The 25,519-nt window shown below is 69.2% G+C and carries 19 protein-coding genes and 1 pseudogene; 11 read left to right on the forward strand and 9 right to left on the reverse strand.

Annotated features, from left to right (window positions below):
* From ACYJP6_RS19640 to ACYJP6_RS19675, 8 genes are read left to right on the forward strand one after another with little or no spacing between them, the layout of a single operon-like run.
* On the forward strand, positions 1–747 hold the full coding sequence (locus ACYJP6_RS19640; protein WP_459477029.1) for a heme ABC transporter permease: 747 nt from the start codon (positions 1–3) through the stop codon (positions 745–747).
* Entirely contained in the window at positions 744–920 is a 177-nt protein-coding gene (gene ccmD, locus ACYJP6_RS19645; RefSeq protein WP_459477031.1) for a heme exporter protein CcmD, read from the forward strand. Before ACYJP6_RS19640 ends, ccmD begins: the two co-directional genes overlap by 4 nt.
* Complete coding sequence (gene ccmE, locus ACYJP6_RS19650; protein ID WP_459477033.1) at positions 917–1,372, forward strand: cytochrome c maturation protein CcmE; 456 nt, start codon at positions 917–919, stop codon at positions 1,370–1,372. The genes ccmD and ccmE overlap by 4 nt, the downstream gene beginning before the upstream one ends.
* On the forward strand, positions 1,369–3,330 hold the full coding sequence (locus ACYJP6_RS19655) for a heme lyase CcmF/NrfE family subunit (protein ID WP_459477036.1): 1,962 nt from the start codon (positions 1,369–1,371) through the stop codon (positions 3,328–3,330). Before ccmE ends, ACYJP6_RS19655 begins: the two co-directional genes overlap by 4 nt.
* Positions 3,331–3,864: a DsbE family thiol:disulfide interchange protein gene (locus tag ACYJP6_RS19660; protein ID WP_459477038.1), complete on the forward strand. Its 534-nt coding sequence runs from the start codon at positions 3,331–3,333 to the stop codon at positions 3,862–3,864. It begins immediately after the preceding gene.
* Positions 3,861–4,313, forward strand: a complete 453-nt coding sequence (locus tag ACYJP6_RS19665) for a cytochrome c-type biogenesis protein (RefSeq protein WP_459477040.1) — start codon at positions 3,861–3,863, stop codon at positions 4,311–4,313. Before ACYJP6_RS19660 ends, ACYJP6_RS19665 begins: the two co-directional genes overlap by 4 nt.
* A complete protein-coding gene (gene ccmI / locus ACYJP6_RS19670; protein WP_459477042.1) occupies positions 4,313–5,497 on the forward strand; it encodes a c-type cytochrome biogenesis protein CcmI in 1,185 nt (394 codons plus the stop codon). The genes ACYJP6_RS19665 and ccmI overlap by 1 nt, the downstream gene beginning before the upstream one ends.
* Before the next feature lie 35 nt (positions 5,498–5,532).
* Positions 5,533–6,429: a hypothetical protein gene (locus ACYJP6_RS19675; RefSeq protein ID WP_459477045.1), complete on the forward strand. Its 897-nt coding sequence runs from the start codon at positions 5,533–5,535 to the stop codon at positions 6,427–6,429.
* Here ACYJP6_RS19675 and ACYJP6_RS19680 read toward each other — a convergent pair.
* Positions 6,355–8,031 carry an FAD-dependent oxidoreductase gene (locus ACYJP6_RS19680; protein ID WP_459477047.1) on the reverse strand — a complete coding sequence of 559 codons (1,677 nt, stop codon included), beginning with the start codon at positions 8,029–8,031 and terminating at the stop codon, positions 6,355–6,357. The two genes, ACYJP6_RS19675 and ACYJP6_RS19680, sit on opposite strands and share 75 nt — an antisense overlap.
* A gap of 231 nt (positions 8,032–8,262) precedes the next feature.
* Here ACYJP6_RS19680 and ACYJP6_RS19685 point away from each other — a divergent pair, with 231 nt between their 5' ends.
* From ACYJP6_RS19685 to ACYJP6_RS19695, 3 genes are all read left to right on the forward strand, one after another.
* Positions 8,263–8,466, forward strand: coding sequence for a hypothetical protein (locus ACYJP6_RS19685; protein WP_459477049.1), 204 nt, complete (start codon positions 8,263–8,265; stop codon positions 8,464–8,466).
* Positions 8,467–8,665: 199 nt separating this feature from the next.
* Positions 8,666–15,241: a response regulator gene (locus tag ACYJP6_RS19690; RefSeq protein ID WP_459477052.1), complete on the forward strand. Its 6,576-nt coding sequence runs from the start codon at positions 8,666–8,668 to the stop codon at positions 15,239–15,241.
* 6 nt (positions 15,242–15,247) lie between these two features.
* Positions 15,248–16,162, forward strand: coding sequence for a diguanylate cyclase domain-containing protein (locus tag ACYJP6_RS19695; RefSeq protein ID WP_459477055.1), 915 nt, complete (start codon positions 15,248–15,250; stop codon positions 16,160–16,162).
* A 17-nt stretch (positions 16,163–16,179) separates the two neighbouring features.
* Here ACYJP6_RS19695 and ACYJP6_RS19700 read toward each other — a convergent pair whose 3' ends face one another.
* The 8 genes and pseudogenes from ACYJP6_RS19700 to ACYJP6_RS19735 all read right to left on the reverse strand — a co-directional run.
* Positions 16,180–17,202 carry a GGDEF domain-containing response regulator gene (locus ACYJP6_RS19700; RefSeq protein WP_459477057.1) on the reverse strand — a complete coding sequence of 341 codons (1,023 nt, stop codon included), beginning with the start codon at positions 17,200–17,202 and terminating at the stop codon, positions 16,180–16,182.
* 97 nt (positions 17,203–17,299) lie between these two features.
* Positions 17,300–18,337: a chemotaxis-specific protein-glutamate methyltransferase CheB gene (gene cheB / locus ACYJP6_RS19705; protein ID WP_459477059.1), complete on the reverse strand. Its 1,038-nt coding sequence runs from the start codon at positions 18,335–18,337 to the stop codon at positions 17,300–17,302.
* Positions 18,334–20,523, reverse strand: a complete 2,190-nt coding sequence (locus ACYJP6_RS19710) for a hybrid sensor histidine kinase/response regulator (protein ID WP_459477062.1) — start codon at positions 20,521–20,523, stop codon at positions 18,334–18,336. Before ACYJP6_RS19710 ends, cheB begins: the two co-directional genes overlap by 4 nt.
* Positions 20,520–21,047, reverse strand: a complete 528-nt coding sequence (locus ACYJP6_RS19715) for a chemotaxis protein CheW (protein ID WP_459477064.1) — start codon at positions 21,045–21,047, stop codon at positions 20,520–20,522. Before ACYJP6_RS19715 ends, ACYJP6_RS19710 begins: the two co-directional genes overlap by 4 nt.
* Positions 21,044–22,285, reverse strand: coding sequence for a CheR family methyltransferase (locus ACYJP6_RS19720; RefSeq protein ID WP_459477066.1), 1,242 nt, complete (start codon positions 22,283–22,285; stop codon positions 21,044–21,046). The genes ACYJP6_RS19715 and ACYJP6_RS19720 overlap by 4 nt, the downstream gene beginning before the upstream one ends.
* Positions 22,282–22,737, reverse strand: coding sequence for a chemotaxis protein CheW (locus ACYJP6_RS19725; protein ID WP_459477068.1), 456 nt, complete (start codon positions 22,735–22,737; stop codon positions 22,282–22,284). Before ACYJP6_RS19725 ends, ACYJP6_RS19720 begins: the two co-directional genes overlap by 4 nt.
* 2 nt (positions 22,738–22,739) lie before the next feature.
* Positions 22,740–24,545, reverse strand: coding sequence for a methyl-accepting chemotaxis protein (locus tag ACYJP6_RS19730; protein ID WP_459477070.1), 1,806 nt, complete (start codon positions 24,543–24,545; stop codon positions 22,740–22,742).
* A gap of 217 nt (positions 24,546–24,762) precedes the next feature.
* Positions 24,763–24,939 (reverse strand): annotated as a pseudogene (locus ACYJP6_RS19735) (con-10 family general stress protein); the annotation flags it as partial.
* Between the last annotated feature and the right edge of the window lie 580 nt (positions 24,940–25,519).

The following is a 25,519-nucleotide window of genomic DNA, read 5'->3' on the forward strand; positions in this document are numbered from 1 at the left end:
ATGAACTGGACCTGGCTGCATCGCCTGGGCTCGCCCGCCATCTTCTATCGCCTGGCCGGGCGCCTGCAGCGCCCTTGCCTGGCGCTGGGCGGGCTGCTGCTCGCCGTCGGCCTGGCCTGGGGGCTGTTCCTGGCGCCGCCGGACTACCAGCAGGGCGACAGCTTCCGCATCCTCTATGTGCATGTGCCGGCCGCCTTCCTGGCGCAGTCCTGCTATCTGCTGCTGGCGGTCGCGGGCGCCATCGGCCTGGTCTGGCGGCTCAAGCTGGCCGACGTGGCCCTGCGCGCGGCCGCACCGCTCGGTGCCTGGATGACGGTGATCGCCCTGGTGACCGGCTCGCTGTGGGGCATACCCACCTGGGGCACCTGGTGGATCTGGGATGCGCGGCTCACCTCGATGCTGGTCCTGCTGTTCCTTTATCTGGGCGTCATCGCCCTGGGCCAGGCCATCGTCCAGCCGGCCAGCGCGGGCCGTGCCTGCGCCCTGCTGGCACTGGTCGGGTCGGTGAACCTGCCGATCATCAAGTATTCCGTGGAGTGGTGGAGCACCCTGCACCAGCCGGCCACCTTCAGCCTGGTGGCACGGCCGCCGATGCCGCCGGCCATGTGGCTGCCGCTGCTGGTCATGGTGCTGGGCTTCTATCTGTTCTTCGCCGCGCTGTTGCTGCAGCGGATGCGCCTGGAACTGCTGCGCCGCGAGTGGCGCAGCCGCTGGGTGCGGGCGGAATTGGGCGAGGAGCGGCCATGAGCGGGATGGACTGGACCCAGGCCCTGAGCATGGGGCGCTACGGGCTCTATGTCTGGCCGGCCTTCGGCCTGACCCTGGCGATCCTGGTCGGCCTGCTGCTGCACGGCCGGCTGGCACGGCGCCGCCTGGAGCGCGAGCTGCGCCAGCGCTGGCGGCGGGAGCGCCGGCCATGAATCCGGTCCGGCGCCGTCGGTTGCTGTGGATACTGCTGCTGCTGCTCGGGGTTGGCGGGGCCGCCGCGCTGGCCCTCAGCGCCTTGCAGCAGAACATCAACCTCTTCTACACCCCGAGCCAGATCGCCCAGGGGGAGGCGCCGCGGGATACCCGCATCCGGGCCGGAGGCATGGTGGAAAGGGGCAGCCTGGTACGCGCCGCGGATTCGCTCGCCGTGAGCTTCGTCATCACCGACTTCCAGCGGGAGGTGCGGGTCAGCTACGCCGGCATCCTGCCGGACCTGTTCCGCGAGGGGCAGGGGGTGGTGGCGCTGGGCCGCCTGGACGGCCAGGGCCGGCTGGTGGCCGACCAGATCCTCGCCAAGCATGACGAGAAATACATGCCGCCCGAGGTGAGCCAGGCGCTGCGCCAGGCGGGGCGGCCCCTGGACGGCGCGAGGCCGGCGCCATGATTGCCGAACTGGGGCAGCTCTGCCTGCTGCTGGCGCTGGTTATGGCCCTGGTCCAGGGCACGGTGCCCTTGCTCGGTGCCTGGCGCGGCCAGGCCGATTGGATGCGCGTGGCGCGACCGGCCGCCCTGGGCCAGTTCCTGTTCCTGGTGCTGGCCTTCGCGGCCCTGGTCTGGGCCTTCCTGCAGGACGACTTCTCGGTGGCCTACGTGGCGGCCAATTCCAACAGCCGCCTGCCCTGGTACTACAAGGTCAGCGCCACCTGGGGCGCCCACGAGGGTTCGCTGCTGCTCTGGGCCTTGACGCTCTCCGCCTGGAGCCTGGCGGTGGCGGTCCGTTCCCGCCAACTGCCCCAGGCGCTGCTCGCCCGGGTGCTGGGCATCCTCGGGCTGGTGGCCCTGGGTTTCCTCACCTTCCTGGTCGCCACCTCCAATCCCTTCGCCCGCCTGCTGCCGCAATTCCCGCGCGAAGGCAACGATCTCAATCCCTTGCTGCAGGATCCGGGGTTGATCCTCCATCCGCCCATGCTCTACATGGGCTATGTCGGCTTCTCGGTGGCCTTCGCCTTCGCCCTGGCGGCGCTGCTGGAAGGGCGCCTGGACGCCGCCTGGGCGCGCTGGGCGCGGCCCTGGACGCTGCTGGCCTGGGCCTTTCTCGGCTGCGGCATCGTGCTGGGCTCCTGGTGGGCCTATTACGAACTGGGCTGGGGCGGCTGGTGGTTCTGGGACCCGGTGGAGAACGCCTCCTTCATGCCTTGGCTAGTAGGCACGGCGCTGCTGCACTCCCTGGCGGTGACCGAGAAGCGCGGCCTGTTCAAGGGCTGGACGGTGCTGCTGGCCATCGCCGCCTTCTCCCTCAGCCTGCTGGGTACCTTCCTGGTGCGCTCGGGCGTGCTGACCTCGGTGCATGCCTTCGCCAGCGATCCGACCCGCGGGGTGTTCATCCTGGCCTTCCTGCTGCTGGTGGTGGGGGGCTCCCTGGCGCTGTTCGCCTGGCGCGCGCCGGCCCTGGGTGGAGCGGCGTCCTTTGGCCTGGCCTCGCGCGAGGCACTGCTGCTGATCAACAACCTGATCCTGGTGACCGCCGCCGCCACGGTGCTGCTCGGTACCCTCTATCCCCTGATCATCGATAGCCTCACCGGCGCCAAGCTGTCGGTCGGCCCGCCGTATTTCGACCTGCTGTTCGTGCCGCTGATGGCGCTGCTGATGCTGGCGCTTGGGGTCGGGGTGCTGGTGCGGTGGAAGACCAGCCCGGGTCGCTGGCTGGCTCGGCTGCTGGCGCCGCTCCTGCTGGCCTGCGCGGCCCTGGCCGGACTCGCCGCGTTCTGGCTGGACCAGCCCAAGGCGACGATCCTGGCGGTGCTGGCACTGGCGGCCTGGGTCGTGCTGACCGCCTTGCGCGATGTGCTGGGCAAGGTCGCGGCGCTGGGCTGGCGCCGTGGTCTGCGTGGCCAGCCGCGCAGCTACTGGGGCATGCAGCTGGCGCATCTGGGCCTGGCGGTACTGGCCCTGGGCGTGGTGCTGGCCAGCCAACTGGACGTGCAGCGCGACCTGCGCCTGGCCCCGGGCGAACAGGTCGAACTCGCTGGCTATCGCTTCGGTTTCGCCGGCACCCAGCACTACGAGGGGCCGAACTTCACCGCCGAGCGCGCCCTGCTGCAGGTGGAGCGTGCGGGCCGGGTGGTCGCCTTGCTGACGCCGGAAAAGCGCCGCTATCTGGCCGGTGGCGCGGTGATGACCGAGGCCGCCATCGACGCCGGCCTGACCCGCGATCTCTATGTCGCCCTGGGCGAACCCCTGGACGCGGGGGCCTGGGCGGTGCGGGTGCAGATCAAGCCGTTCGTCCGGCTGATCTGGCTCGGCGGCCTGCTCACCGCCCTGGGCGGGCTGCTGGCGCTGGCCGATCCGCGGTATCGCCAACGCCGGCGGGCGTCGCTCTCCTCATCCACGGAGTCGCTCTAGATGCGCCGTCGCCTGTTGCTCTGCCTGCCGTTGCTGGCCTTCCTCCTGCTGGCCGGCGTGCTCTATCGCGGCCTCCATCGCGATCCCCAGGTGTTGCCCTCCGCGCTGGTGGGGCAACCCTTTCCCACCTTTTCCCTGCCGGGCGTCGTGGACGAGCGACGGATCACCCGCCAGGACCTGCTCGGCCGGCCGGCGCTGGTCAATGTCTGGGGCACCTGGTGCGTGGCCTGCCGCGAAGAGCATCCGGTGCTGAATCGGCTCAAGGCGCAGGGTGTGTTGATCCATGGGATCAACTACAAGGACGACAACGCCAGCGCCCGCCGCTGGCTGGCGGAATTCCACGATCCCTACCAGCTCGATATCCGCGATGAGGAAGGCCGGCTGGGCTTGGATCTCGGCGTCTACGGGGCGCCGGAGACCTTCCTGATCGATGCCCAGGGCGTGGTGCGCTACCGCCACGTGGGCGTGGTCGACCAGCGCGTCTGGGATGACGAGCTCGGGCCGCGCTACCGTGCCCTGGGGATCGCGCCATGAAGGCCCGGTGGCTCGCCATCGCCCTGTTGATGTGGTCGGCTCTGGCCGGTGCGGCCATCGACATCCAAGGCTTTCGCGACGACGCCGAGCGGGCCCGCTTCCAGGCCCTGACCCGCGAGCTGCGCTGTCCCAAATGCCAGAACCAGGACCTGGCCGACTCCAATGCGCCCATCGCCGGCGATCTGCGCCGGGAGATCCAGCGGCAACTGGCAGCCGGGCAAAGCGATGAACAGATCATCGCCTACCTGGAGCAGCGCTATGGCGAGTTCATTCGCTATCGCCCGCCCTTTGAGGCGCGCACCCTGTTGCTCTGGCTGCTGCCGGGCGTGGGCCTGCTGGGCGGCGCCGGGGTGCTGGTGGCCCTGACCCGTCGGCGCCGCCCGGAACAGGGCCTGAGCGAAGCCGAACGGGCGCGGCTGGCCGCGCTGCAGGCGGAGGAGGAGCCCTGATGCTGACGTTCTGGGGGCTGGCCGGGCTGCTGCTGATCCTGGCGGCGCTGATCCTGCTGGTGCCCTTGCTGCGTGGAGGACGGACCGCGGCTGATCAGCGCGCGGTACTCAATCGCGCGGGCTATCGGGAGCGCCTGGCCGATGCTCGCGGACGTGCCGAGCGGGGCGAGCTGGACGCGTCCGCCCTGGCGTTGGCCGAGGCCGAAGCGGCGCGCAGCCTGCTTGCCGACAGCCAGCCTGGTGCCGAGCTGCCCTCGCGGCGGGGCCTCCGGCTGGGGATCGGGGTCGCACTGGCCGCGCCCCTGCTGGCGCTGGGGCTCTACCTGGCCCTCGGCGCCGGGCCGGCGTTGCAGCTTAGTCAGCGTCTCGCCGCGCCGCCGTCCTCACCCCAGGCGCTGCTGGCCGATCTGCAAGCGGCGGTGCGCCTGCAGCCCCAGGCGACCGACAACTGGTACCTGCTGGCCCGCGCCTATGCCGGGCTGGGGCGCTACCAGGACGCGGTGGCGGCCTTCGAGCAGGTGATCCAGCGCGACGGGCGGCGACCGGAGGTGCTGGGCCAGCTGGCCCAGGCGCGCTTCTTCGCCGCGGGCCGCCGGCTGGATGCCGGGACCCAGGCCCTGGCCGACGAGGCGCTCGCCGCCAACCCTGGCGAGCCGACCACCCTGGGCCTGGTCGGCATGGCTGCCTACGAGCAGGGGCGCTATGCGGCGGCAGCCGGCTATTGGCAACGGCTGGTGGCGGTCCTGCCACCCGCGGATCCGCTGCGCCAGGCACTCGCCGAGGGCGTGGCGCGGGCCACGGCGGCCGCGCGGGCAGCCGGCCAGGCGGTGGTCGGACCGGGGCTGGAAGTGGAGGTCAGCCTGGCGCCGGCCGTGGCCCAGCGCGTACGGCCCGCGGACAGCGTCTTCGTCCTGGCACTGGCAGCGGATCACGCCGGTCCGCCGCTGGCGGTACGCCGCCTGAGCGTCGCCGACCTGCCGCAGCGCGTACGGCTGGACGACAGCGACGCCATGCTGCCCCAGCACCGGCTGTCGGACCAGCGTCGGGTGCGCCCGGTGGTGGTCATCGCCCGTAGTGGCGACCCGCTCAAGGGCGAGTGGCGCCATGAGGGGCGGCCGCTCGACCTGCCATCTGCCACGCTCAGCCCGTTGCGCGTGGAAGTGGATGATGCCATTGCGCCATGATGGCGCGTTTCAGCGATAGCAAGGGCAGGGAAGTCATGTACACCTACGAAGAGGCGGTCGCCGATACCCAGGCGCTCTGCGCCCGGATCGAAGCCTATCCCGCGCAGCGGCGCGCGGTGCGCGAGGCCTTCTACCAGCGCTTCGGGGATACCGACAACGACGGCCTCAGCTACGGCGATTCGGAGCTGGCCTTCCTCGACTGGGAGATCCGCGCCGGGGTGCTGGATCCGCAGCGCGGCAGCCCCTGGTGGCGCAACGTCAACCTGCACTTCATCTATCTGGCCGAATTGGCCGGGTGCCTGGCGCGCCACGGCCTGTCGGGTGAGCAGGCGCCCTATCCGACGCGCTGCTGGCTGACCTTCATTGCCGACCCCTCACCGCGCCACTGGTACCGGGCGCACAACGCCTCCATCCTGGCCGGTTTCGCCCGGCACGAGCAGGACGCCCGCGACGAGAATGCGGTAGGCCAGCTGTTTCTCAACATCACCCTATACCGGCTGATGTTCGCCCAGGCGCTGGTGGAAGAGGCGACGCTGTTCGCCGAGCTCGGCGCGCTGCTGGCCGATCCGCGCGGCTTCTCGGTCAAGCTGCTGGTCAGCCTGGCCGACTTCTATCCGCCCCACTATCCGCTCGGCGAAGCGGATCGCGCGGTGATCGAAGGTCATGGGCTGGGTATCGAAGAATTGGGCGTGCGGCTCATGGACGGCTGGATCCGGCTCGAATTGCCCAGGCTGTATGCCGAGGCCGCCGCCTGGAACCAGGCGCCCGAGCTGCTGGAGTATCTGGCCGGCGACGAGCCGGCCTATCCGCCCGCCGGGGAGCGCCGCGCCGAACGCGCAGCGGCCCAGGCGGTGGCCTCACTGGAACGCGTCCTCGCCGGGCAGGACCTCGTCGTGGCCGAGGATGGCGCGAGCGGTCTGCAGGCCGGATAGGGTCGCCGACTCCACGCAGCCCATGTTGAACCCATTGTTGATCCAGTCGCCGGTGAGATAGAGGTTGCGACAGAGCGTGCCGTCGGTGGGCAGGCGATGACGGCTGCTGCCGGCCACGCTCTGCACGTAGCGCTCGCTGGGATCGACGTTGGCGCGCCAGTACTGGTGGTCGAAACGCGCCGGACCCTGGACCTCGGCGGGCGCCGCCAGGTAGTCCCAGCGATAGCCCTGGTCGTCCAGCGCTTCCGGCCAATAGTAGCGCAGCGTGCCGTTCATGAAGGCGAGGAAGTCGGTCCTCACCCGCGCCGCCTGTACCTGGGGATAGTTGTCCCGGTGGCCGACGGGGGGCGCGGCGGGTGCATCGAGCACGCCACAGAAGTAGCTGATGTCCCGCGGCGGCGTCCCGCTGGACCAGTCCTCGCGGTCCACCAGGTAGCTGACGTCGGCCCAGGAATCCATGGCCTGGGCGGCGAAGCCCAGCAGCTCCGGTGCCTGGCCGCCCGGGGGTGAGCCGGTCCAGCCCAGTTGCCAGACGTCACGGTCCTGCCAGAGCTGCACCGCCTGGGTGGCCACGGTGGCAACCGCCTGGGTCATGCGGGCGAACGCCGGGTCCAGGGCGCACAGACTGGGGGAGAGCGCGGCCAGGCCGGCCACGGAGATCCCCAGGACCACCTCGTCGAAGTCACGGTCGACCTGCAGCTCCAGCTGCTCCACGCCCTGCCAGCCGCTCCAGCTGGACTCCAGGTTGATGTCGCCGTCCTGCAGGTCCCTGGCGATCTGGTCGTTGATCTGCTCGTACAGCGGCGCCGATGGCCAGCAGGGCAGGCCCCCGACGTCCACCAGCGGTTGGTAGGACGCTCCCTTGAGCGGCACCTGGCGCTGGATCTGCAGGCGCGTCACCCGCGGGCCCTGGCCGTCGTCGGCGGCTTCGATGCCGGTGACCTGGTGGAAGAAGCGGAAATCCACGCCGCGGCGGGCGAGTACCTCGTAGTAGGGCGCGAAGACCACGTCGCCCATGCCAGCCTGCATGCGCCAGATGAAGGAGCCCTTGGCCGTGGTCAGGGCCAGCAGGGCGGCGCGCAGCACCGTGCCGGCTTCGACGTCCGGTTGGGCCAGGTCGCCGTCGCGGTAGGCGAAGATCCCGCCGTGCAGGGACTTGACCACCGCGCCGTCGAGGGTCGCGGCGCTGGCGCCATGGCGCGTCAGCCAGGCCAGGAAGGTTTCCGCGTTGAGGGCTTCGAAGCCCTTGGCGTAGACCTCGTCGGCGAGCAGGCCGATCAGCACTGTGAGACCGAAGTCCATCAGCAACCAGAGCCGATGGGCGGCAAGGCTGCTCTGGCTGCGGCCCTGCAGCACCTTGGCCAGCAGCTCGCGAGCCTCGCGCAGCAGCCACAACAGCACGGGATGATCGACGCCATCGGGCAGGGCGCCGCGGGCTTGTCGCAGATGGTGCTCCGCCTGGTCGAGGGCCAGTTCCTGCAGTTCTTCGCGGCAGTGCGCGCGCAGCCGGGCGAACAGTCCATCGGGTGCGGTCGCGGGCGGGTTGGCGTCCACTTCACCCAGGCGCAGCAGCCATTCCAGCAGATCGCCGAGGGCGGTCATGAAGGGTTTGGGATTCCAGCCTTCGCCGGGCTTGCCGGGCAGCGCCAGGGTATCGATGGGCCAGGTGGTCCACTGGCCCTGGAAGTCGTCGGCGAAGGCGGTATGGGAATGGGGGAAGAAGGCTTCGTCGAGGGTCGCCAGCGGTGCGCCTGCGGGGCGGCCCAGCTCTTCGTAGCACTGTCGCAGGCTATGGAAGGCGTTGTAGTAGAAGCCGAACCAGACGTGGATGCCATGTTCCTCGATGCGCTGGTGGTCGGCGGCATTGCGGCCGCTGGCGCCCTTGCCGCCCAGGCGCCAGCCCTGCTGGTAGAGGGTGATCTGGTAGCGCTCCCGCCAGGCAGGCTAGCTGGTCAGACGAAAGGCGGCGGTGATGGCGGACACGCCGCCGCCCAGGATGGCGATCTTGCGGACAGGAGGTACAGCTTCCATGCCTAAAGCTCCGAAGTGTGCAAATTCTTGCGCGAGTGGACGAATGCCAAGTGATGGCTAAGGTAATATCACTTTATCGAAAAGTTCCCTTGAGACTTTAGCAAGGCAACCTAAATAGTTGAGGTGCTGGTCCGGCGTGCCCGGTCAGCCGAGGATCGAGGCGAGCGCGGTGTTGAGGATTCCTGGCTACAGCAGCAAGACGCAGGTGAGCGAAAGCCGCCATGCCTTGATCTATCGCGGAACGCGCCTGGCGGATGGCCAGCCGGTGATCCTCAAGCTGCTGGCCGCCGACTATCCCACGCCCCAGGCCCTGGCCGGCCTGCGCCAGGAATTCGAACTGACCCGCCGCGCCAGTGCCAGCGGGGCGGTGAGCGCCGCGCTGGACCTGGTCGAGCACCAGGGGCGGCAGGTGCTGGTACTGGAGGATATCGGCGGCACCGACCTGGGCGAATTGCTCGCCGCCGGTCCCCTGGCACTGGACGCCTTCTTCGACTGGGCCCCGGCCATCGTGCGCGCCCTGGCACGGCTGCACCGGTTGCGCATCGCCCACAACGATCTCAATCCGCGCAACATCGTCTGCAACTGCACCACCGGCAGCCTGCGACTCACCGACCTGGGGATCGCCACCGTCTTCGGTGACATCAATGGCGGCGAGGCGCGCCTCGAAGGCTCGCTCACCTACCTGGCGCCCGAGCAGAGCGGTCGCACGGGTCGCCACCAGGATTATCGCAGCGACTTCTATGCCCTGGGCGTGACCTTCTACGAGATGCTCTGTGGCGAGCCGCCCTTCAGCGCCCAGGATCCGCTCGAGCTGATGCACGCGCATCTGGCGATGCGCCCGCCGTCCCTGGTCGAGCGCGTGCCGGCCGTACCGTCGATGCTGGCGGCGCTGGTGGACAAACTCATGGCCAAGGCCGCCGAAGAGCGCTACCAGGGCTGCTTCGGCATCCTGCGCGATCTCCAGCGCTGCCAGGCGGCCTACCAGGCCGGGGATTCGACGCCCTTCGTCCTGGGCGAGCAGGACCCCCCGGCACGCCTGATGCCGGTGCGTACCCTGCAGGGCCGGGGCAGTGCCTTGCGCCTGCTCGAAGAGGCGCTGGCCCGGGCCACCCTCGGCCGGATCGAGGCCGTCTTCGTCCGGGGCAGCTCTGGGGTGGGCAAGTCGGCGCTGGTCCAGGCCTTCGTCCGCCGGCAGGGCGAGCGGGTGATCATGGCCCACGGCAAGTTCGAGACCCTCGGCAGCGGCGTACCCTATGGCGCGCTGCGCCAGGCGATGCGCGAGCTGGTCGAGGTCGGCCAGACCCTGGGCGAGGCCTTCGTCGAACGGGTGATCGGCGCGCTGGACGGCAACGCCGGGGTCCTGACCGACGTCTCGCCGGAACTCGCCAGCTGGCTCGGGCCGCAGCCGCCGGTGGCCGAGTTGCCGCCGCTACAGGCCGAGCAGCGCTTCGACGAAGCCATGATCGCGCTGTTGCTTGCCTTCGCCGCGGACAGCCGGCCGCTGCTGCTCTGGCTGGACGACCTGCAGTGGGCCGACGCCGCTTCGCTGCGCTTGATCGAGCGTCTGCTGGGTCGTGTCGAACAGGCCCCCGTGCTGCTGGTGGCGACGCACCGCGAAGAACAGCTGGCCGGCAGCGGCCTGGATCGCTTGCTCGGCGCCGCGCTGGTGCGCACCCTGGCGTTGGGGCCGCTGTCGCGGGCCGAGATCGAGCGGCTGATCGCCGAACTGCTGCCGGCGCCCGCCGCCGACCAGGCGGCCCTGGCCGGGCTGTGCCTGGACAAGACCCTCGGCAACCCCTTCTTCATCGAACAGCTGCTGCGCAGCCTGCAGCAGGAAGGCCTGCTGGAGTTCGACGGCGAGAGCGGCCAGTGGCACTGGGAGCTGGCGCGCATCCAGGCGCTGGACGTCTATGACAACGTCGTCGACTTCATGGTCGACAAGCTGCAGGACCTGCCGGCACCGACCTCGCAGCTGCTGCAATGGGCGGCCTGCCTGGGCACCCGCTTCTCCAGCGACCGCCTCGCCGAGCTGATGGCGGACTCACCCGCCGACGTGCGGCGGCGCTGCCAGGCGCTGGTCCAGGAAGGCCTGCTCACCGAGCCGGAGGGCGAGCAGGCGGGCGAGGCCACGCCCACCCGCTACCGCTTCCTGCACGACCAGGTGCGCCACGCCGCCCATTCGCTGCTGGCACCGGCCGAACGCGAGCGGGTCCACCTGCGGGCCGGCCAGCTGTATCTGGCCGAAGGCAGCGGTGCACGGCTGGAGGCGGTGAATCATCTCAATCTGGCGCTGAATCTGCTCGAGACGCCCGCCGAACGCCTGCAGCTGCTGGAGCTCAACCTGGAGGCCGCGCGCAAGGCACGCCAGGCCAATGCCTATCCGGCGGCGCTGGACTTTCTGCGCACCGCCGTGGGCCTGATCGACGAGGCGGCCTGGGACGGGCGCCACGTGCTGCTGTTCCAGCTGTACCGAGAGTGGGCCGAAGTGGCCCATCTCTGTGGCGATGCCAGCGAGGCCCTGCGGATCTGCGAGCTGCTGCTGCCGCGGGCCCGTACCACCTTCGAGGAAGCTGGCGTCCGCGCCCTGCAGATCGACCTCTACAGCGGCCTCGGCCGCTTCACCGAGGCGCTCGCGGTGGCCAAGGCCGGCATCCAGGTGCTGGGCGAGCCCTGGCCGGAGGCGCCGGAAGACATCAACCAGGCGATCGGCGCCGATAGCCTGGAGGTCGAGGCCTGGCTCGCCGGGCGGACTCCGGCGGCGCTGCTCGACCTGCCGCGCATGGAGGATCCGCGCGCGCAACTGCTGATCCGCCTGCTCGGCCTGCTCTGGGGCCCGGCGATCAACGTCGACCTGCCCATGAGCCTGCTGGCGGTGATGCGCATCGTCAAACTGTCGATCCAGTACGGCAACGGCGATCTCTCGCCCTTCGGCTACGCCAACTATGGCTCGCTGCTCTCGGCCTTCCACGGCCGCTACGAACTGGGCTACCAGGTCGGGCGCCTGGCCGTCGACCTGGTCGACCGCACCGGCAATCTGCCGCTCAAGTGCAAGGTCTACACCATGTTCGCGGTGACCAACAGCCCCTGGTCGAGCCCCATCGCCGACAACGTCACCCTGCTGCGCGAGGCCCTGGCGGCAGGCCAGCGCACTGGCGAGATCATCTTCACCGCCTACAGCGCCTTTCACATCCTCAAGCACCTGCAGCACGCCGGGGCGTCGCTGGACGACATCCTCGCCGAGACCGGCGAGATCGAGCGCATCCTGCTGGGCATCGGCGATCCCAACACCCTGGAGATCTTCACCATCCTGCGCCAGTCGCTGCGCCTGTTGCAGGGCCTCACGCCGAGCCAGGAGACCTGGGACGAGGAGGGCCAGGACGAAGCGGCCCTGGTGCGGCAGATGCGGGACAGCGGCCATGTCCTCTGTCTGAACTACTACGACTTCAACAAGATGCAGGCGGCCCTGCTGTTCCGCCGGCTGCCCCAGGCCCGGCAACACGCCGAGGCCATGGAAGCGTCGCTGGCCGCGACCTTCGGCTGGTTCAGCATCGCCGAACATGCCTTCTACCAGGCGCTGATCCTACTCGCCGAGGGCGAACTGACCGGCGAGCCGCTGGCCAAGGTGCAGACCGCCCGCGAGCGCCTGGCCGGCTGGGCCGCGCAGTGCCCGGAGAACTTCGCCCACAAGCGCGACCTGGTGGATGCCGAACTGGCCCGCCGCGAGGGTCGCGTCGCGGCCGCCATGGATCTCTACGAGCAGGCCCTGGGGTCGGCGCGGCAGCATGGCTTCCGCCAGGGCGCGGCCCTGGCGGAAGAACTCTATGGCCGATTCTGGCTGGAGCAGGAGCGCCCGCGGATCGCCCGTACCTATCTGCAGGACGCCCAGCGCAGCTACCTGCACTGGGGCGCGACGGCCAAGGCCCAGGCCCTGGAAAACGAATTCCCGCACTGGCTGCGCGTGGCCGAGACCAGCGCCCTGACGGTGCAGCGCACCCAGGGCCAGTCCACCAGCGAGATGATGCGGCTGGATTGGCTGTCGGTGCTCAAGTCGCTGCAGACCATTTCCAACGAACTGGCGCTGGATCAGCTGCTGGTGCGGATGATGCGCATCATCCTGGAGGAGGGCGGTGCCCAGCATGGCCTGTTGCTGCTGCCGGAAGGCGGTCGCTGGCTGGTGCAGGCCTCGGTCTCCAGCGGCGCGGTCGAGCCCCAGGTATTGCAGGGCCTGCCGCTGGCCATGAACGAGCAGGAGGCCGGCGAAGGCCTGGTGCCCCTGACCCTGGTAGCCCATGTCATCCGCCACCGTGAAGCGGTGATTCTCGACGACGCCGCCCGCGCCGGCCGCTTCGTCCGCGATGCCTACATCCGGGCACGGCGTCCGCGCTCCGTGTGCTGCCTGCCGGTGCTACGGCAGGGGCGCCTGATCGGCATCCTCTATCTGGAGAACAACCTGCTGGCCCAGGCCTTCACCCCGGGGCGGCTGCAGGTGCTGAACATCCTGGCCACCCAGGCGGCCATTTCCCTGGAGCACGCGCAGATCTACGAAACCCTGGAGCAGCGCGTCGGTGAACGCACCCGCGAGCTGGACCAGGCGCGCATTCGCGCCGAGGAAGCGGCAGCGGCCAAGTCGCTGTTCCTGGCGACCATGAGCCACGAGATCCGCACGCCGCTCAATGCCGTGATCGGCCTCAGCCGCCTGACCCTGGGCACCCGGCTGTCCGGCGAACAGCGCGGCCATGTCGGCAAGATCCTCGATTCCGGCGAGACCTTGCTGGGCGTGATCAACGACGTCCTCGACTATTCGCGCAACGAAGCCGGCGGGACCCAGCTCGAACGCCTCGGCTTCAACCTGGCCAAGGTCCTCGAACGCACCCTCAACCTCTGCGCCCTCAAGGCCCATGAGAAGGGGGTCGAACTGGTGCTGGATTGCGGACCGGATATCCCCCTGGCCCTGGAAGGCGATCCGCTGCGCCTGCAGCAGGTGCTGGTCAATCTGCTGAGCAACGCCGTCAAGTTCACCGAGCGGGGCCATGTGCTGATCCGCGTCGGGGCGGTCTGCGAGGGTGGCCTGGCGCAGTTCAGCCTGGCGGTCGAAGACACCGGCATCGGCCTGACCGAGGCGCAGCAGGCGCAACTCTTCCAGCCCTTCACCCAGGCGGACGGCTCGATCAGCCGTCGCTATGGCGGCACCGGGCTGGGGCTGGCGATCTCGCGCCAGCTCACCGAACTCATGGGCGGCACCCTGGACGTGCACAGCGAGGCGGGCCGCGGCTCCTGCTTCACCCTGCGGCTGACGTTGCCGGTGGTGGGCGAGGCGGAACGGCCGCCCAGCCAGACGCCGCGGCAGGTGCTGCTGGTGGACGACCATGGCCTGGCCCGGCGGACCCTGGGCCAGCGCCTGCGCGAACTGGGCATGCAGGTGGTGGAGGCGGAATCCACCGGGCAGGCGCTGGCGGCCATGGCCACGGCCACGGAGGCCTTCGAACTGGCCATCGTCGACTGGCGCCTGGGTGCCGAGGATGGCCTGGCGTTGGCGCGCAGTCTGCGCGAGCGCGAGCCCGAACTGGCGCTGACGCTGCTGGCCTCGCCCTACGAAGCGGAAGAAGTCCGCAGCCTGGGCGAGGATCTCGGCGCGCTGGAACTCCTGGAGAAGCCGGTCACCGGTCCCGCGTTGCAGCGGCTGCTGGCCGGCCTCGGCCTGGCGCCCGAGGTAACGCCGACCGTGGGTCAGAGTGTGGTGGACCTGCAGGGCATTCGCCTGCTGCTGGTGGACGACAATGCCATCAACCGGCAGGTGGTCATCGGCTTCCTGCAGGGCAGCGGCGTGCTCATCGACGTGGCCGAGGACGGCCGGGCGGCCCTGGATCAGCTCGAACGCGAGCGCTACGACCTGGTGCTGATGGACGTGCACATGCCACGCCTGGACGGCCTGACGGCCACTCGCGAATTGCGTACCCGGCCGGAGCTGGCCCAGCTGCCGGTGATCGCCATGACCGCCAACGGTCTGCCGGGCGATCGCGAGCGTTGCCTGGATGCCGGCATGAACGACCATCTGGTGAAGCCGCTCGATCCTGCCGAGCTGTTCCGCATCATCGCGGCCTGGGCCAATATCGAGCAACTGCAGCGCGCCGAGCGCAAGGCGGTGGAGGAGGTCCCGGAGGTCAGGGACATTGGGGTGCTGGCGCGGGCGCGCGCCAGCGCCGTGCTGGAGCCCGAGGCGGCGCTGCGCCTGCTGCGCGGCAGCGCCGAGCTCTATGAGCAACTGATGCGGGATTTCCGTGTGCAGCAGGCCGAGTTGCCAGGGCGGATCACCGCCTGGCGCGCCGCCGACGATGTCACCGCGCTGTTCGAATGCGCCCATGGCCTGCAGGCCACCGCGGCCTACGTCGGCGCCATCGGCCTGCAGGAGGCCGCCCAGCGATTGACCACCCGCATCCGTCTGGCGCAGCCCATCGGCGATGAGGTCCGGCGGTTGCACGCCGAGGCGGAACGCTGCCTGGCGACCCTCGATGAGATCCTGGCCGACGGGGCTGGTGGCGAGGAGACCTCGGTGGAAGAACTGGAGGCCCTGCTCGAACGCCTGGTCGCACTGCTGCAGACGTCGGATTTCGCCGCCGAGGAGGTGCTCGACACCCTGCTGCGTGCCTGCGTCAGCACCCCCCACAGCGCCGACGTGGTGCGGATCAGGGAGTGGGTGAACGACGTCGAGTTCGAGCATGCCGCCGATGCCACCGCCGATTTGTTGCGGCGGGTACGGCAGGCTGGAACGCGGTCGGGATAGTTGCCGATGGAGGGGCGCCGTCCCGACCTGCCGTTGATCCTCATCGTCGATGATCAGAAGAGCAACCTGCGGGTGCTCGCCGATCTGTTGCGCGACGAGGCACGCATCATGCTGGCCAAGAGCGGCGTGCAGGCGTTGACCAAGGCCGCCCGCGAGCACCCCGATCTCATCCTGCTGGACGTGGTGATGCCCGGCATCGACGGCCTGCAGCTGATCCAGTTGTTCAAGCGTCGCGCCGAAACCAGTGCCATTCCGGTGATCTTCATCACCGCGGCCAACGACCTGCACCGCGAGGTCGAATGCTTCGAGCTGGGCGCCAGCGACTTCATCCAGAAGCCCTTCAATCCGCTCGCGGTGCTGGCACGGGTGCGGTTGCACCTGCAACTGGCCCGGCAGCGGCGCCTCCTCGAAGAATTGGCGCACATGGATCCGCTGACCGCAGTGGGCAATCGCCGGCGTTTTGACGAGCAACTGGCCATCGAGTGGCAGCTGGCGGTGACCCGGCGCGGCCCCCTCGCTATCGCCATGCTGGATATCGACTATTTCAAGCAGTACAACGATACCCATGGCCACGGCGCGGGCGACCAGGCCCTGGCGCGGGTGGCCCAGGTGCTGGAACAGCGCATCCGCGAGCGGGACTGTCTGGCACGTTATGGCGGCGAGGAGTTCGTGCTGCTGCTGCCGGGGGCCTCGCGGGTCGCGGCGGAAGCGGTGCTGGAGCGCTGCCGGCAGGGCATCGCCGAGCTACGCATCGCCCACCCCCTGGCGGAGGATCGCCTCTGGCTCACCATGAGCATGGGCCTGGCCTGCTGCCAGCCGACGCCCGAGCAGACCGCGGAAGGCCTGCTCAAGGCCGCTGATCAGTTGCTCTACCAGGCCAAGGCAGAAGGTCGTAACCGGCTGGTCAGCCGCAGCTTCTAGCCGCGCCGGCCGCTGGCTCAGGCGCCCTTGATGCCGCCCACCAGCAGGTGGACCCGGTTGCGGCCCTCGGCCTTGGCGCGATACAGCGCCTGGTCGGTGGATTCGATGAAGGCCTCATGGTCGTCGTTGCTCTGCGGCTGGATGCTGCCGACGCCGATGGAAATGGTGACGAAGCCCAGGTCACTGCCGGAATGGGCCACCTGCAGTCGCTCGACGCCGGCGCGGCAGGCTTCGGCGACCTTGAGTGCGCCCTCGGCATCGGTTTCCGGCAACACCATGGCGAACTCCTCGCCGCCATAGCGGGCCACCAAGTCCGCCGGGCGCTTGAGTTGCTCGGTCAGGACCGCGGCGACCTTCTTCAGGCAGAGATCGCCACTGAGGTGGCCATAGGTGTCGTTGTAGCGCTTGAAGTGGTCGACGTCGCACAGCAGCAACGCCAGGGGCTGGCGATTGCGCCGGGCCCGCAGCCATTCGCCTTCGTAGGTCTGGTCGAAATGCCGGCGGTTGTTGATGCCGGTCAGGCTGTCGATGGCCACCAGCTTCTGCAGCTGGATGTTGGCCTCGGCGAGCTGTCGCTGGCTTTCGCGCAGGAAGCGGAAGGCCTCGTCGCGCTGGGCACGCAGGACATAGGCCTCGGAGTGATAGCGCACCCGCGCCAGCAGCTCCAGCTTGTCGGGGAGCTTGACCAGGTAGTCGTTGGCGCCGGTGGCGAAGCTCTGCGCCTTGACCTGGGGGTCTTCCTTGGAGGAGAGCACCACGATGGGGACGTCGCGCAGGGTCGGCTCTGCCCGGAAGCGGCGCACCGTCTCCAGGCCGTCGATCTCGGGCATGATCAGGTCCTGCAACACCACGGTCGGCTTGAGTTGCTGGGCCATGGTGACCGCCTGGTGGGCATCCAGGCAGTAATGCAGCTCGATGTCGGGCTGGTCCGCGATCATCCGCCGCAAGGCTTCGATGATGATCAGCTGATCGTCCACCAGCAGCAGGCGCACCTTGGGTGCGGTCAGGCTGTCCAGGGCGCTGCCCTCGTTCGTGGCCATTACTGCGAGTCCTTGTGCCGGCGGGAGTCGGGCGTCCCGCGTCTCAAATTGGCGGATCCCTGCCGCTGCATCGTCCAACGCTCCTGTTGGCGACCTGTCATGTCGAGCTCCGCGCGCCATTGCCGAAGCGCCTCTGGAGCCAGGCACCGATCTGCGCGGGGCTGAGTACGCGTTCCGCGGCGCCCATTCTAACCGCAGCGGCGGGCATGCCATATACCGCACAACTGGCCTCGTCCTGGGCCAGGGTCGGGCAGCCACTCTGGCGCAGGGCGAGCAGGCCATTGGCGCCGTCGCGGCCCATGCCGGTGAGCAGGATGCCAAGTGCATTGCCTGCCCGTTGCGGATTACCGGCGAGGCTGGAGAAGAAAACATCCACCGAGGGACGATAGGGGTAATCGACCGGATCGGCGGTATAGGCGAAGCGCCCGCGTCCGTCGAGCTGCAGGTGATCGTCGCCCAGGGCGACGCTGACCTGGCCAGGCGCCGGCTGGGCACCGGCCAGGGCCGCCGTGACCGGCCAGGCGATCTGGGTGCCCAGCCAGCCGATGAAACTGGGGGCGAAGCGCCGGTCGATGTGCTGGACCAGCACCACGCTGGCCTGGGGGGTCGGTGTCCAGCCGTCGAAGAGACTCACCAGCGCCGCCGGGCCACCGGTAGACGCGCCGATGGCCACCAGGGCTTCCTTGGTCGCGCGGGTGTCGTCGGTGGGCATCGTCGGCGTGGGCAAGGGCGCGCGGGCGGCGCGTTCGGGCAGGCGGACCAACGGCTCGATGCGCGCGATCTTGCGCAGCAGGGCGCCGCCGTCGGCGCCCCCGCTCAGTGCCGGGGTCGCGGTGACGTCCAGGGCGCCGGCCCCCATGGCGCGGAACACGCCGTCACAGTCGTCGGGGGTGGCGGTCACCATGAGGATGGCGCAGGGTGACTGCGCCATGATGCGCCGGGTCGCCTCGATGCCGTCCAGGCGGGGCATCTGCAGGTCCATGAGGATCAGGTCGGGGCGGTCCTCGGCGCAGCGGGCCACCGCTTCCTCGCCGTCGTGGGCGATCCAGGCGACGCTATGCTGTCCGTCGCTGGCCAGCAGGCGGCGCAGGGCCTCGGTGGCCAGCAGCAGGTCGTTGACGATGGCGATTCTCATGGCGCTCCAATGAGGTCCTGCACGGCGGTGATGAGGGCGTCGTCGTGGAAGCTGCCCTTGGTCAGATAATAGTCGGCGCCGGCCTGCATGCCCTTGAGCCGATCTTCCGGGCGGTCCTTGTAGGAAACGATCATCACCGGCAGGGCATGCAGCCGGGGATCGCGGCGGACCAGTTCCACCAGCTCGATGCCGTTCATGCGCGGCATGTCGATGTCCGACAGCAGCATGTCGAACTCGCCGGCGCGCACGGCGTTCCAGCCGTCCATGCCATCCACCGCGACGTCCACCTGGTAGCCCTGGCCTTCCAGCAGCTTGCGCTCCATCTCGCGCACGGTAAGGGAGTCGTCCACCACCAGGATGCGCTTGGCCCGGCGGGTATCGGCCACCTGGCCGCTTTGCACCTGGCGCAGGCGCCCCTCGCCGAGCAGGCGCTCGATGCCGGTGAGCAGGTCGGCGACGTCCAGCAGCAGGACCGGACTGCCATCGTCGAGCAGGGCGCCGGCGGTGACCGAGCGCAGCTTGCCGAAGATCTCGTCCAGCGGCTTGAGCGCCAGGCCCTGTTCCCCGCGCAACCGGTCCACCACCAGGCCATAGCGGCGCTCCCCGCCGCCGATCACCAGCACGGCCAGGTCGCCGCTGGGCGGAGCGCCCTCCAGTTCCAGCAGTTGATGGGCGGCGACCAGGCCCAGGCGATCCTCGCCGAGGACGAAGAAGGCCTTGCCTTCGAGGGAATGGACCTCGCTCGCCTCGAGGCGCAGCACCCGTTCGATGCGGGTGACCGGCAGGGCATAGGCCTCATCGGCGATGTCGACGATCAGGGCGCGCACGATGGAGCGGCTGACCGGAACCAGCAGGTGAGTACTGAAGCCCTCGCCGGGCCGGGTTTCCAGACGGACTTCGCCATCCAGGGCGCGGATGGCATCGGCCACTACGTCGAGGCCCACGCCGCGACCGGACAGCTCGGTCACCGCTTCCTTGAGGCTGAAGCCGGGCAGCAGCAGGAATTCCAGCAATTCTTCAGGACTGAGGTTGGCGGCGACCGGCGCGGGACTCAGACGACGGGCGATGACCGCGGTGCGAATCCGCTCTAGGTCCAATCCCCGGCCATCGTCATGCAGGCTCACCTGCAGACGCCCGGCGACGTGGCGGGCTTCGAGGCGGATCTGGCCTGACTCGGGCTTGCCCAGCGCCCGGCGTTCGGCGGGGGTTTCCAGGCCGTGGTCCACAGCATTGCGCAACAGGTGGTTGAGCGGGCTTTCCAGGCGGGCGAGCACCTCGCGGTCGATCAGGGTATCGGCACCCTCCACCTGCAGGATGGCGTCCTTGTCCAGACCCCGCGCCAGATCACGCACCAGGCGGGGAAAGCCCTGGACGGCATCGCGCAGCGGCCGCATGCGTACGCCGAGCACCTCGTCCAGCAGGCCCTGGCACACCCCGAGCAGCCGGCGTTCGTAGGCTTCCAGGGCTTGCAGCCGTTGCTGGTAGCGGTCGAGCAGGCTCTCCTGGCGCTGGCGCAACTCGCTACTGGCGGCGGGCGTCTGGCCGAACAGCCCCTGTAGCTCCGCGCGATAGCCCTGGAAGCCTTGGACCAGCCCGTGCAGCCCCAGGCCCATGACTCGCGCCTCGCTGGTCAGGGCGAGGATCTGGTTGAAGCGGCCGCTGTCGACGCGCAGGGGATCGCGGCTGCGCTCGGCGTCGGCGGGAGGCTCCTCCACGGCGGGAGGTGCCGCCGGGATAGTGGGCGAGGGTGCGGTCGGCGCGGTCGCTGGCTGGGCGGCTTCGCCCAGGCTCAGCGCCTGGGCCAGGGCGCGCTGGGCATCGCGCTGCTCGGCTTGCCAGCGCTGGCCGGCGGCCTCGTCCAGGCGACTGACCTCGCCGAGGAAGTCGACGCAGCGGAACAGCCGGTCGAGATCCTGGGCGCCGAGCTGCCGGCGGCCGGCCTGTACCGCGACCAGACAGTCCTCCATGGCATGCGCCAGTTCCACCAGGCCGTCCAGATCGACGATCCGTGCGGCCCCCTTGATGGAGTGGGCCGCTCGCATCATGGGCTCGATCACCCCGACATCGGCGGGATCGCGCTCCAGTCGCAGCAGGCCGGCGTCGAGGGCCTGCAGATGGCTCTGCACCTCGCTGGCGAAGAGATCATAGAGGGACATCTCGCGCACATCGCGCGGTGGCTGGCTCATCGCAGGGCCTCTTCCAGGGCGCGCTCCAGCCGCGCCAGATCGAGCAGGCCGACCTGGTGCGGGCCTTCCTGGTAGACGCCGCCCAGGTAGCTGAGCAGCGCGCCGCCCAGGGTCGCCGGCGGGGGCTGTACTTCGCCCGGGGCGTAGCGTTGCAGGCCCAGCACCTCGTCGACCTGCACCGCCCAGTCGCGACGGCCGATGCGCAACAGCAGCTGGCGTGGAAAGCCGCGGGTCTGGCTGGCCGGCGCCACCGCCAGCAGCAGGTCGAGGGCGATGCAGGGGTGAAGCTGGCCGCGGACCGGCACGATGCCGCGCAGCAGCGGCGAACGGCGATGGGGTACCCGGTGGGCGGTGGTGGGTTCGCTGGCCGTGACCAGGCAACTGCCTGGCAGGCCCAGCCATTCGGCGCCCAGGCGAAAGACCAGGGCACTGGCCGAGCGGGCCTGGAGGTCGTCCAGGGGTTGGGCGTAGCGTTCTGCCCAGGCGGCCCGCTCCAGGCCGTCGAGGTCGCGGGTCAGGCTCATGCGTCGGCACCGCCGCGGGTCTGGATGCGCGCGGCGCGTTCACGCAGGCGGCCGGCTTCGTCGAGTCGCCCGGCTCTTTCGCAGATCAGCGCCAGGCGACAGAGCGCCGGGTAGTGCCCCGGCTCCAGGTAGAGCGCCTGGCGCAGCGCCCGCTCGGCCTCGGCGGCGCGATCGTCGGGCAGGATCAGGGCGAGCAGGAAGTGGGCGCCCGCCTGGCTACGGTCCTGTTCGAGCAGCAGGCGCAGCAGCGCCTCGGCCTCGGCGCCGCGCCCGGCATCGGCCAGGCGCTGGGCTTCCGCCAGGGGTGGGCGGTCGGGCGTGGCTGGCGTGACAGGGACGGGCGTTGGCGGCGTGCGGGCGCGCAACCGGGTCGGCAACGGCGTGACGGTGGCGGGCGGGCGCGCGGCGGTCTTGCGCCGCGGCGGAGCCGGCGTACGGGCGATGTCGGCCGAGCCGGCCTGGCGCTTGATCAGCGCCGAGGCCTGGGCGATACCCAGGCTGGCGAAACCGTGGCGCATGGCGCTCACCATCTCCGAGCTGCCGACGCAGAGCAGGCCGTCGTCGTGCATCAGCGCGGCCAGGTGGCTCAGGGCCCGGCCCTGGGTCTGGTCATCGAAGTAGATCAGCAGGTTGCGGCAGAGCACCACGTCGAAGGGGGCACCGTCGCGCAGGCTGCCGAGCTGCAGGATATTGCCCTGGCGAAAGCGCACCTGGTTGCGCACCGATTCGGCCAGGCGATGCCGGTCGCCGTCAGCGGCGAAGTAGCGCTCGCGAAAGCCCAGGTCGCGGGCGCGGAAGGAATTGCGCCCATAGAGGCCGCGTCGCGCGCGCTCCAGGGAAGGGGGATTGATGTCGACCGCAGTGACCTGGAAGGCCTGGGCTGGCAACCCGGTATCGAACAGCGCCATGGCCAGGGTGTAGGGCTCCTCGCCGGTGGAGCAGGGCAGGCTCAGCAGGCGCACCGGAAAACCGGTCCGCGCGTGGCGTTCCTGGGCGAAGCGGGCCGCATGGGCGATCGCCTGGGGATCGCGAAAGAACCAGGTTTCGGGAATGACCAGCAGGTCCAGCAGGTCGGCGAATTCCTCCTCGTCGTCGAGGATGCGTGCCATGTAGGCCTCGGCATCGCTTTCCTGGCGTTCGCGCAGCCGTTGGCGAATGGCCCGGCCGAGCATGTCGTCGGCGATGGCCAGTCCGGTACGCGAGCGCACCAGCGGGCCCAGGCGCGGATCGAGCTTCACGCGGCCTCCTGGAACAGCACGGCGGCCAGCGTGGGAGAGAGCAGGTCGCGGGGTTCCAGCCAGAGCCAGAGGCCTTCGGGCGACTCCAGCACCGCCCCGAGCCAGGGATAGCCGGGCAAGCGGACACCGGCCGGACGCGGCGTACTGGCGCTCACCCGGCGCACTTCGGCGACGCCTTCCACCACCAGCCCGAGCGCGCGGCTCGCGCCGCCGGGCAAGGGATAGTCCAGCAGCAGGATGCGGGTGTCCTGCCGCGCCTGGGCGCCCGGTCCACCGCTCATGGCGGTGACATCGATCACCGGGATGGCCACCCCATGCAGGTTCATCAGCCCGGCCACCCCGGGAGGCGCCGCCGGAAAGCGGGTGAGTTCGAGATAGGGCAGCACCTGGCGGATCGCTGCCGTCGGCAGGGCCGCGGCCTGACCGGCCAGGTGAAAGACCAGGATCTGCATCGTCAACGATTGACCGCGAAGGTAGCGACGCTGCTTTGCAGGTCCTGGGCCGCCTGTTGCAGGTACTGGACCGCCTCGCTGGTGGCCTTCAGCGCCTCGGTGGTCTGCTGGGTACTGTCGTTGAGCTGGGTGATGGTCTCGGCGATCTGGACGGCGCCCACGGCCTGGGATTGCATGCCCTCCAGGACGATGTCGAAACGCGCCGGGAGCTTCTGCACGTCTTCGATCACCCCGGCCAGCTGGTCGCTGACGCTGCCCACCTCCTGCACGCTGCGGCGGATCTCCTCGGAGAACTTGTCCATGCCCATCACGCTGGCGGACACCGCGGAGTTCATGTCCTTGAGCATCTGCTCGATGTCGTCGGTGGCGGCGGTGGTCTGGTCGGACAGCCGGCGGATCTCGGTGGCCACCACCGAGAAGCCGCGACCGGCTTCGCCGGCCTTTTCCGCCTCGATGGCGGCATTGAGCGACAGCAGATTGGTCTGGTCCGCCACCTTGGTGATGGTGGTCAGCACCTTGTTGATGTGGCTGGACTTCTCCGACAGGGCGGCGAGCTTGGCGTTGATGGAGTCGGTGGCTGCCACCATGCGCTGCATGGTGCCGTCCATGCTCGCCAGGCTGGTGCGCGCCTGCACCGCGCCGTGGGTGGTCTCGTCCGCCACCTGCACGGCTTCTTCCATGGTCTTGAGCAGGGCATTGGCGTTGGCCGCGATTTCCCGGGTGGTGCTCAGGACCTCGACGCTGGTCTGCGCCTGCTCGATGCTGGTGGCTTCCTGCTGCCGGGAAGAGGCGGCGATTTCCGTGGTGGAGGAGGTGACCTGTATCCCGGCGCGCTGGACCTTGGTGATCATGCCGCGCAGGTCCTCGATCATCTTGCTCAGGCCGCGGGCCAGTTGGCCGATGGCGTCATCGCCGCCGACCGCCGTGCGTCCGGTGAGATCGCCGGCGGCGGCCTTGTTGACCACCCCGAGCAGGTCGTCGACGTCGTCGCGCAGGCGCTGCATCAGCGCCTGTTCGCGGGCGTGGTCGTCCTGGATCTGCTGGGCCATCTGATTGAAGGCCACGCCGACCTGGCCCAGTTCGTCACGGCCGCGCACCTGCACCCGCGCGCCCGCCTCGCCAGCGGAAATCCGCGCGACGGTGTCGGTCAGGCCATTGATGGAACGCAGCAGGGTACGGGACAGCACCCAGGCGATCAGGGCCGCGAGCAGCACGCAGAGGGTACCACCGGCCAGCAGTGTCCAGGTCAGCTGGCTGCGGACGACGTCGGTATGCCCTGCCCGTTGCGCGGCCAGCTGGCGCTCTTCGTCGCCAATCGCCTGGATCTGCTGGCGCAGCCCGTCGACCTGGGCGGACATCGTGCTCAGCAGCGGCTCGTTGGCCAACTGCGCCGGGCTCAGCGAGGTCGTCTCGCGCAGCTTGAGCAGGGGGTCGAAGGCGTTCTGCCGCCATTCCGCCAGGCTCGCCTGCAGGCGGGCGAAACGCTGCTGCTGGACCGCGTTATCGGCGGTCAGCTGCAAGGGCACCCTCAGCGATGCCTCGAGATCAGGCCAGGCCTGATGGACCGCCTGGAGGTTGGCCGGGGTGTTGAAGAGCCAGTAGTTGCGCAGCTTGGCGCGGGTCTCGAGGACATCGTTGTCCAATTCGCTCACCGACAGCAGCACCTCGGCGGTGTGCCTGTCCCAGCGATTGGCATCGACCAGGCTCTGCAAGGCGCCGTAGGTCAGCCAGAGCAGCACGACGACCAGGGCGATGATGGCGGCGAAGCCGGCGAAGAGTTTGTTCTGGATGCGGATGTTATCGAGCATGGGCACCGGCGCAGGCGGACGAGGGCGGGGGAGTGAGCCCCGGGGGCCACTCTGGCTGTCCAATAAAAGTAGCACGGTCATGCATTTGTGTGAGTCACGACTCACTGGGGAGAGCGGAACGGCGCCGAAGGTTGGCTGAACGGTGCGGCTGGCGAGGGAGGGGCAGCCTGCCGAGGATCGCTTAGCTCGGAAGGCTGCTTGGAGAGAGCAGTGCGCTTCAGGTCGTCGCAGCGTCGTTCGCCGCTTCGGATCGGCGCGTACCATGACTGTTCTGGCCACCCTTGCGGCCGGCTTCGGAGGCGCGGGTTGGATTGTTGGCGAAATTCCCACCGCTGGCGCGGCCGCCCTTGCGTCCCGCTTCTGCCGCCCGCTCGCGGTTGTTGGCGAAGTTACCGGGATTGCTGCTCTTGTTAGCCATAAGACCTCTCCACTCTCTTCACTAAAGGGTTGAACGCGCTGCGCCCCCTAAAGGCTAAGCCATTCAACAAGTAAGAGTCAGGCTTGATAAAACCAGTTCTGGGCATGCGATGGAGGGAAGTTTAATTGGACGAGGTCAAACTTCGATATAACTTCGCGCGGAAGTGAGGTGGGCGCCAGAGCGGTCGGAAGAAAGGTTGTACAGGGTCTGTAAAGGAATTCGAGCAATAAATATAAGATTGTCTAAGAAACAAAACCAAAAAATCTGAAATCTTTTGAAATATTTTGCTTAACCCGCGCCTGGCGTGGGTTTCTGGGATAAGGATTCAGACGCTAATTGCACCTTGGCGTTCGCCTGAATCTACCAAAATAATCGGTGGTCGGACCCGTGGTTGAACCGGTCGGACAGGAGCCGCCAGGAGAGATAATTATCCATGCATTATTCAGGGTCTTTGCCCGAATATTGCTGCTTAAGATAATAGTTGTTTGCTGGCTCAACGGAGGCGTAGGTTAATGGTTGTTTCAATAAGGTTTGTGGTGATAGCCATTAAACATAA

Source organism: Pseudomonas sp. No.117 (assembly GCF_054558395.1).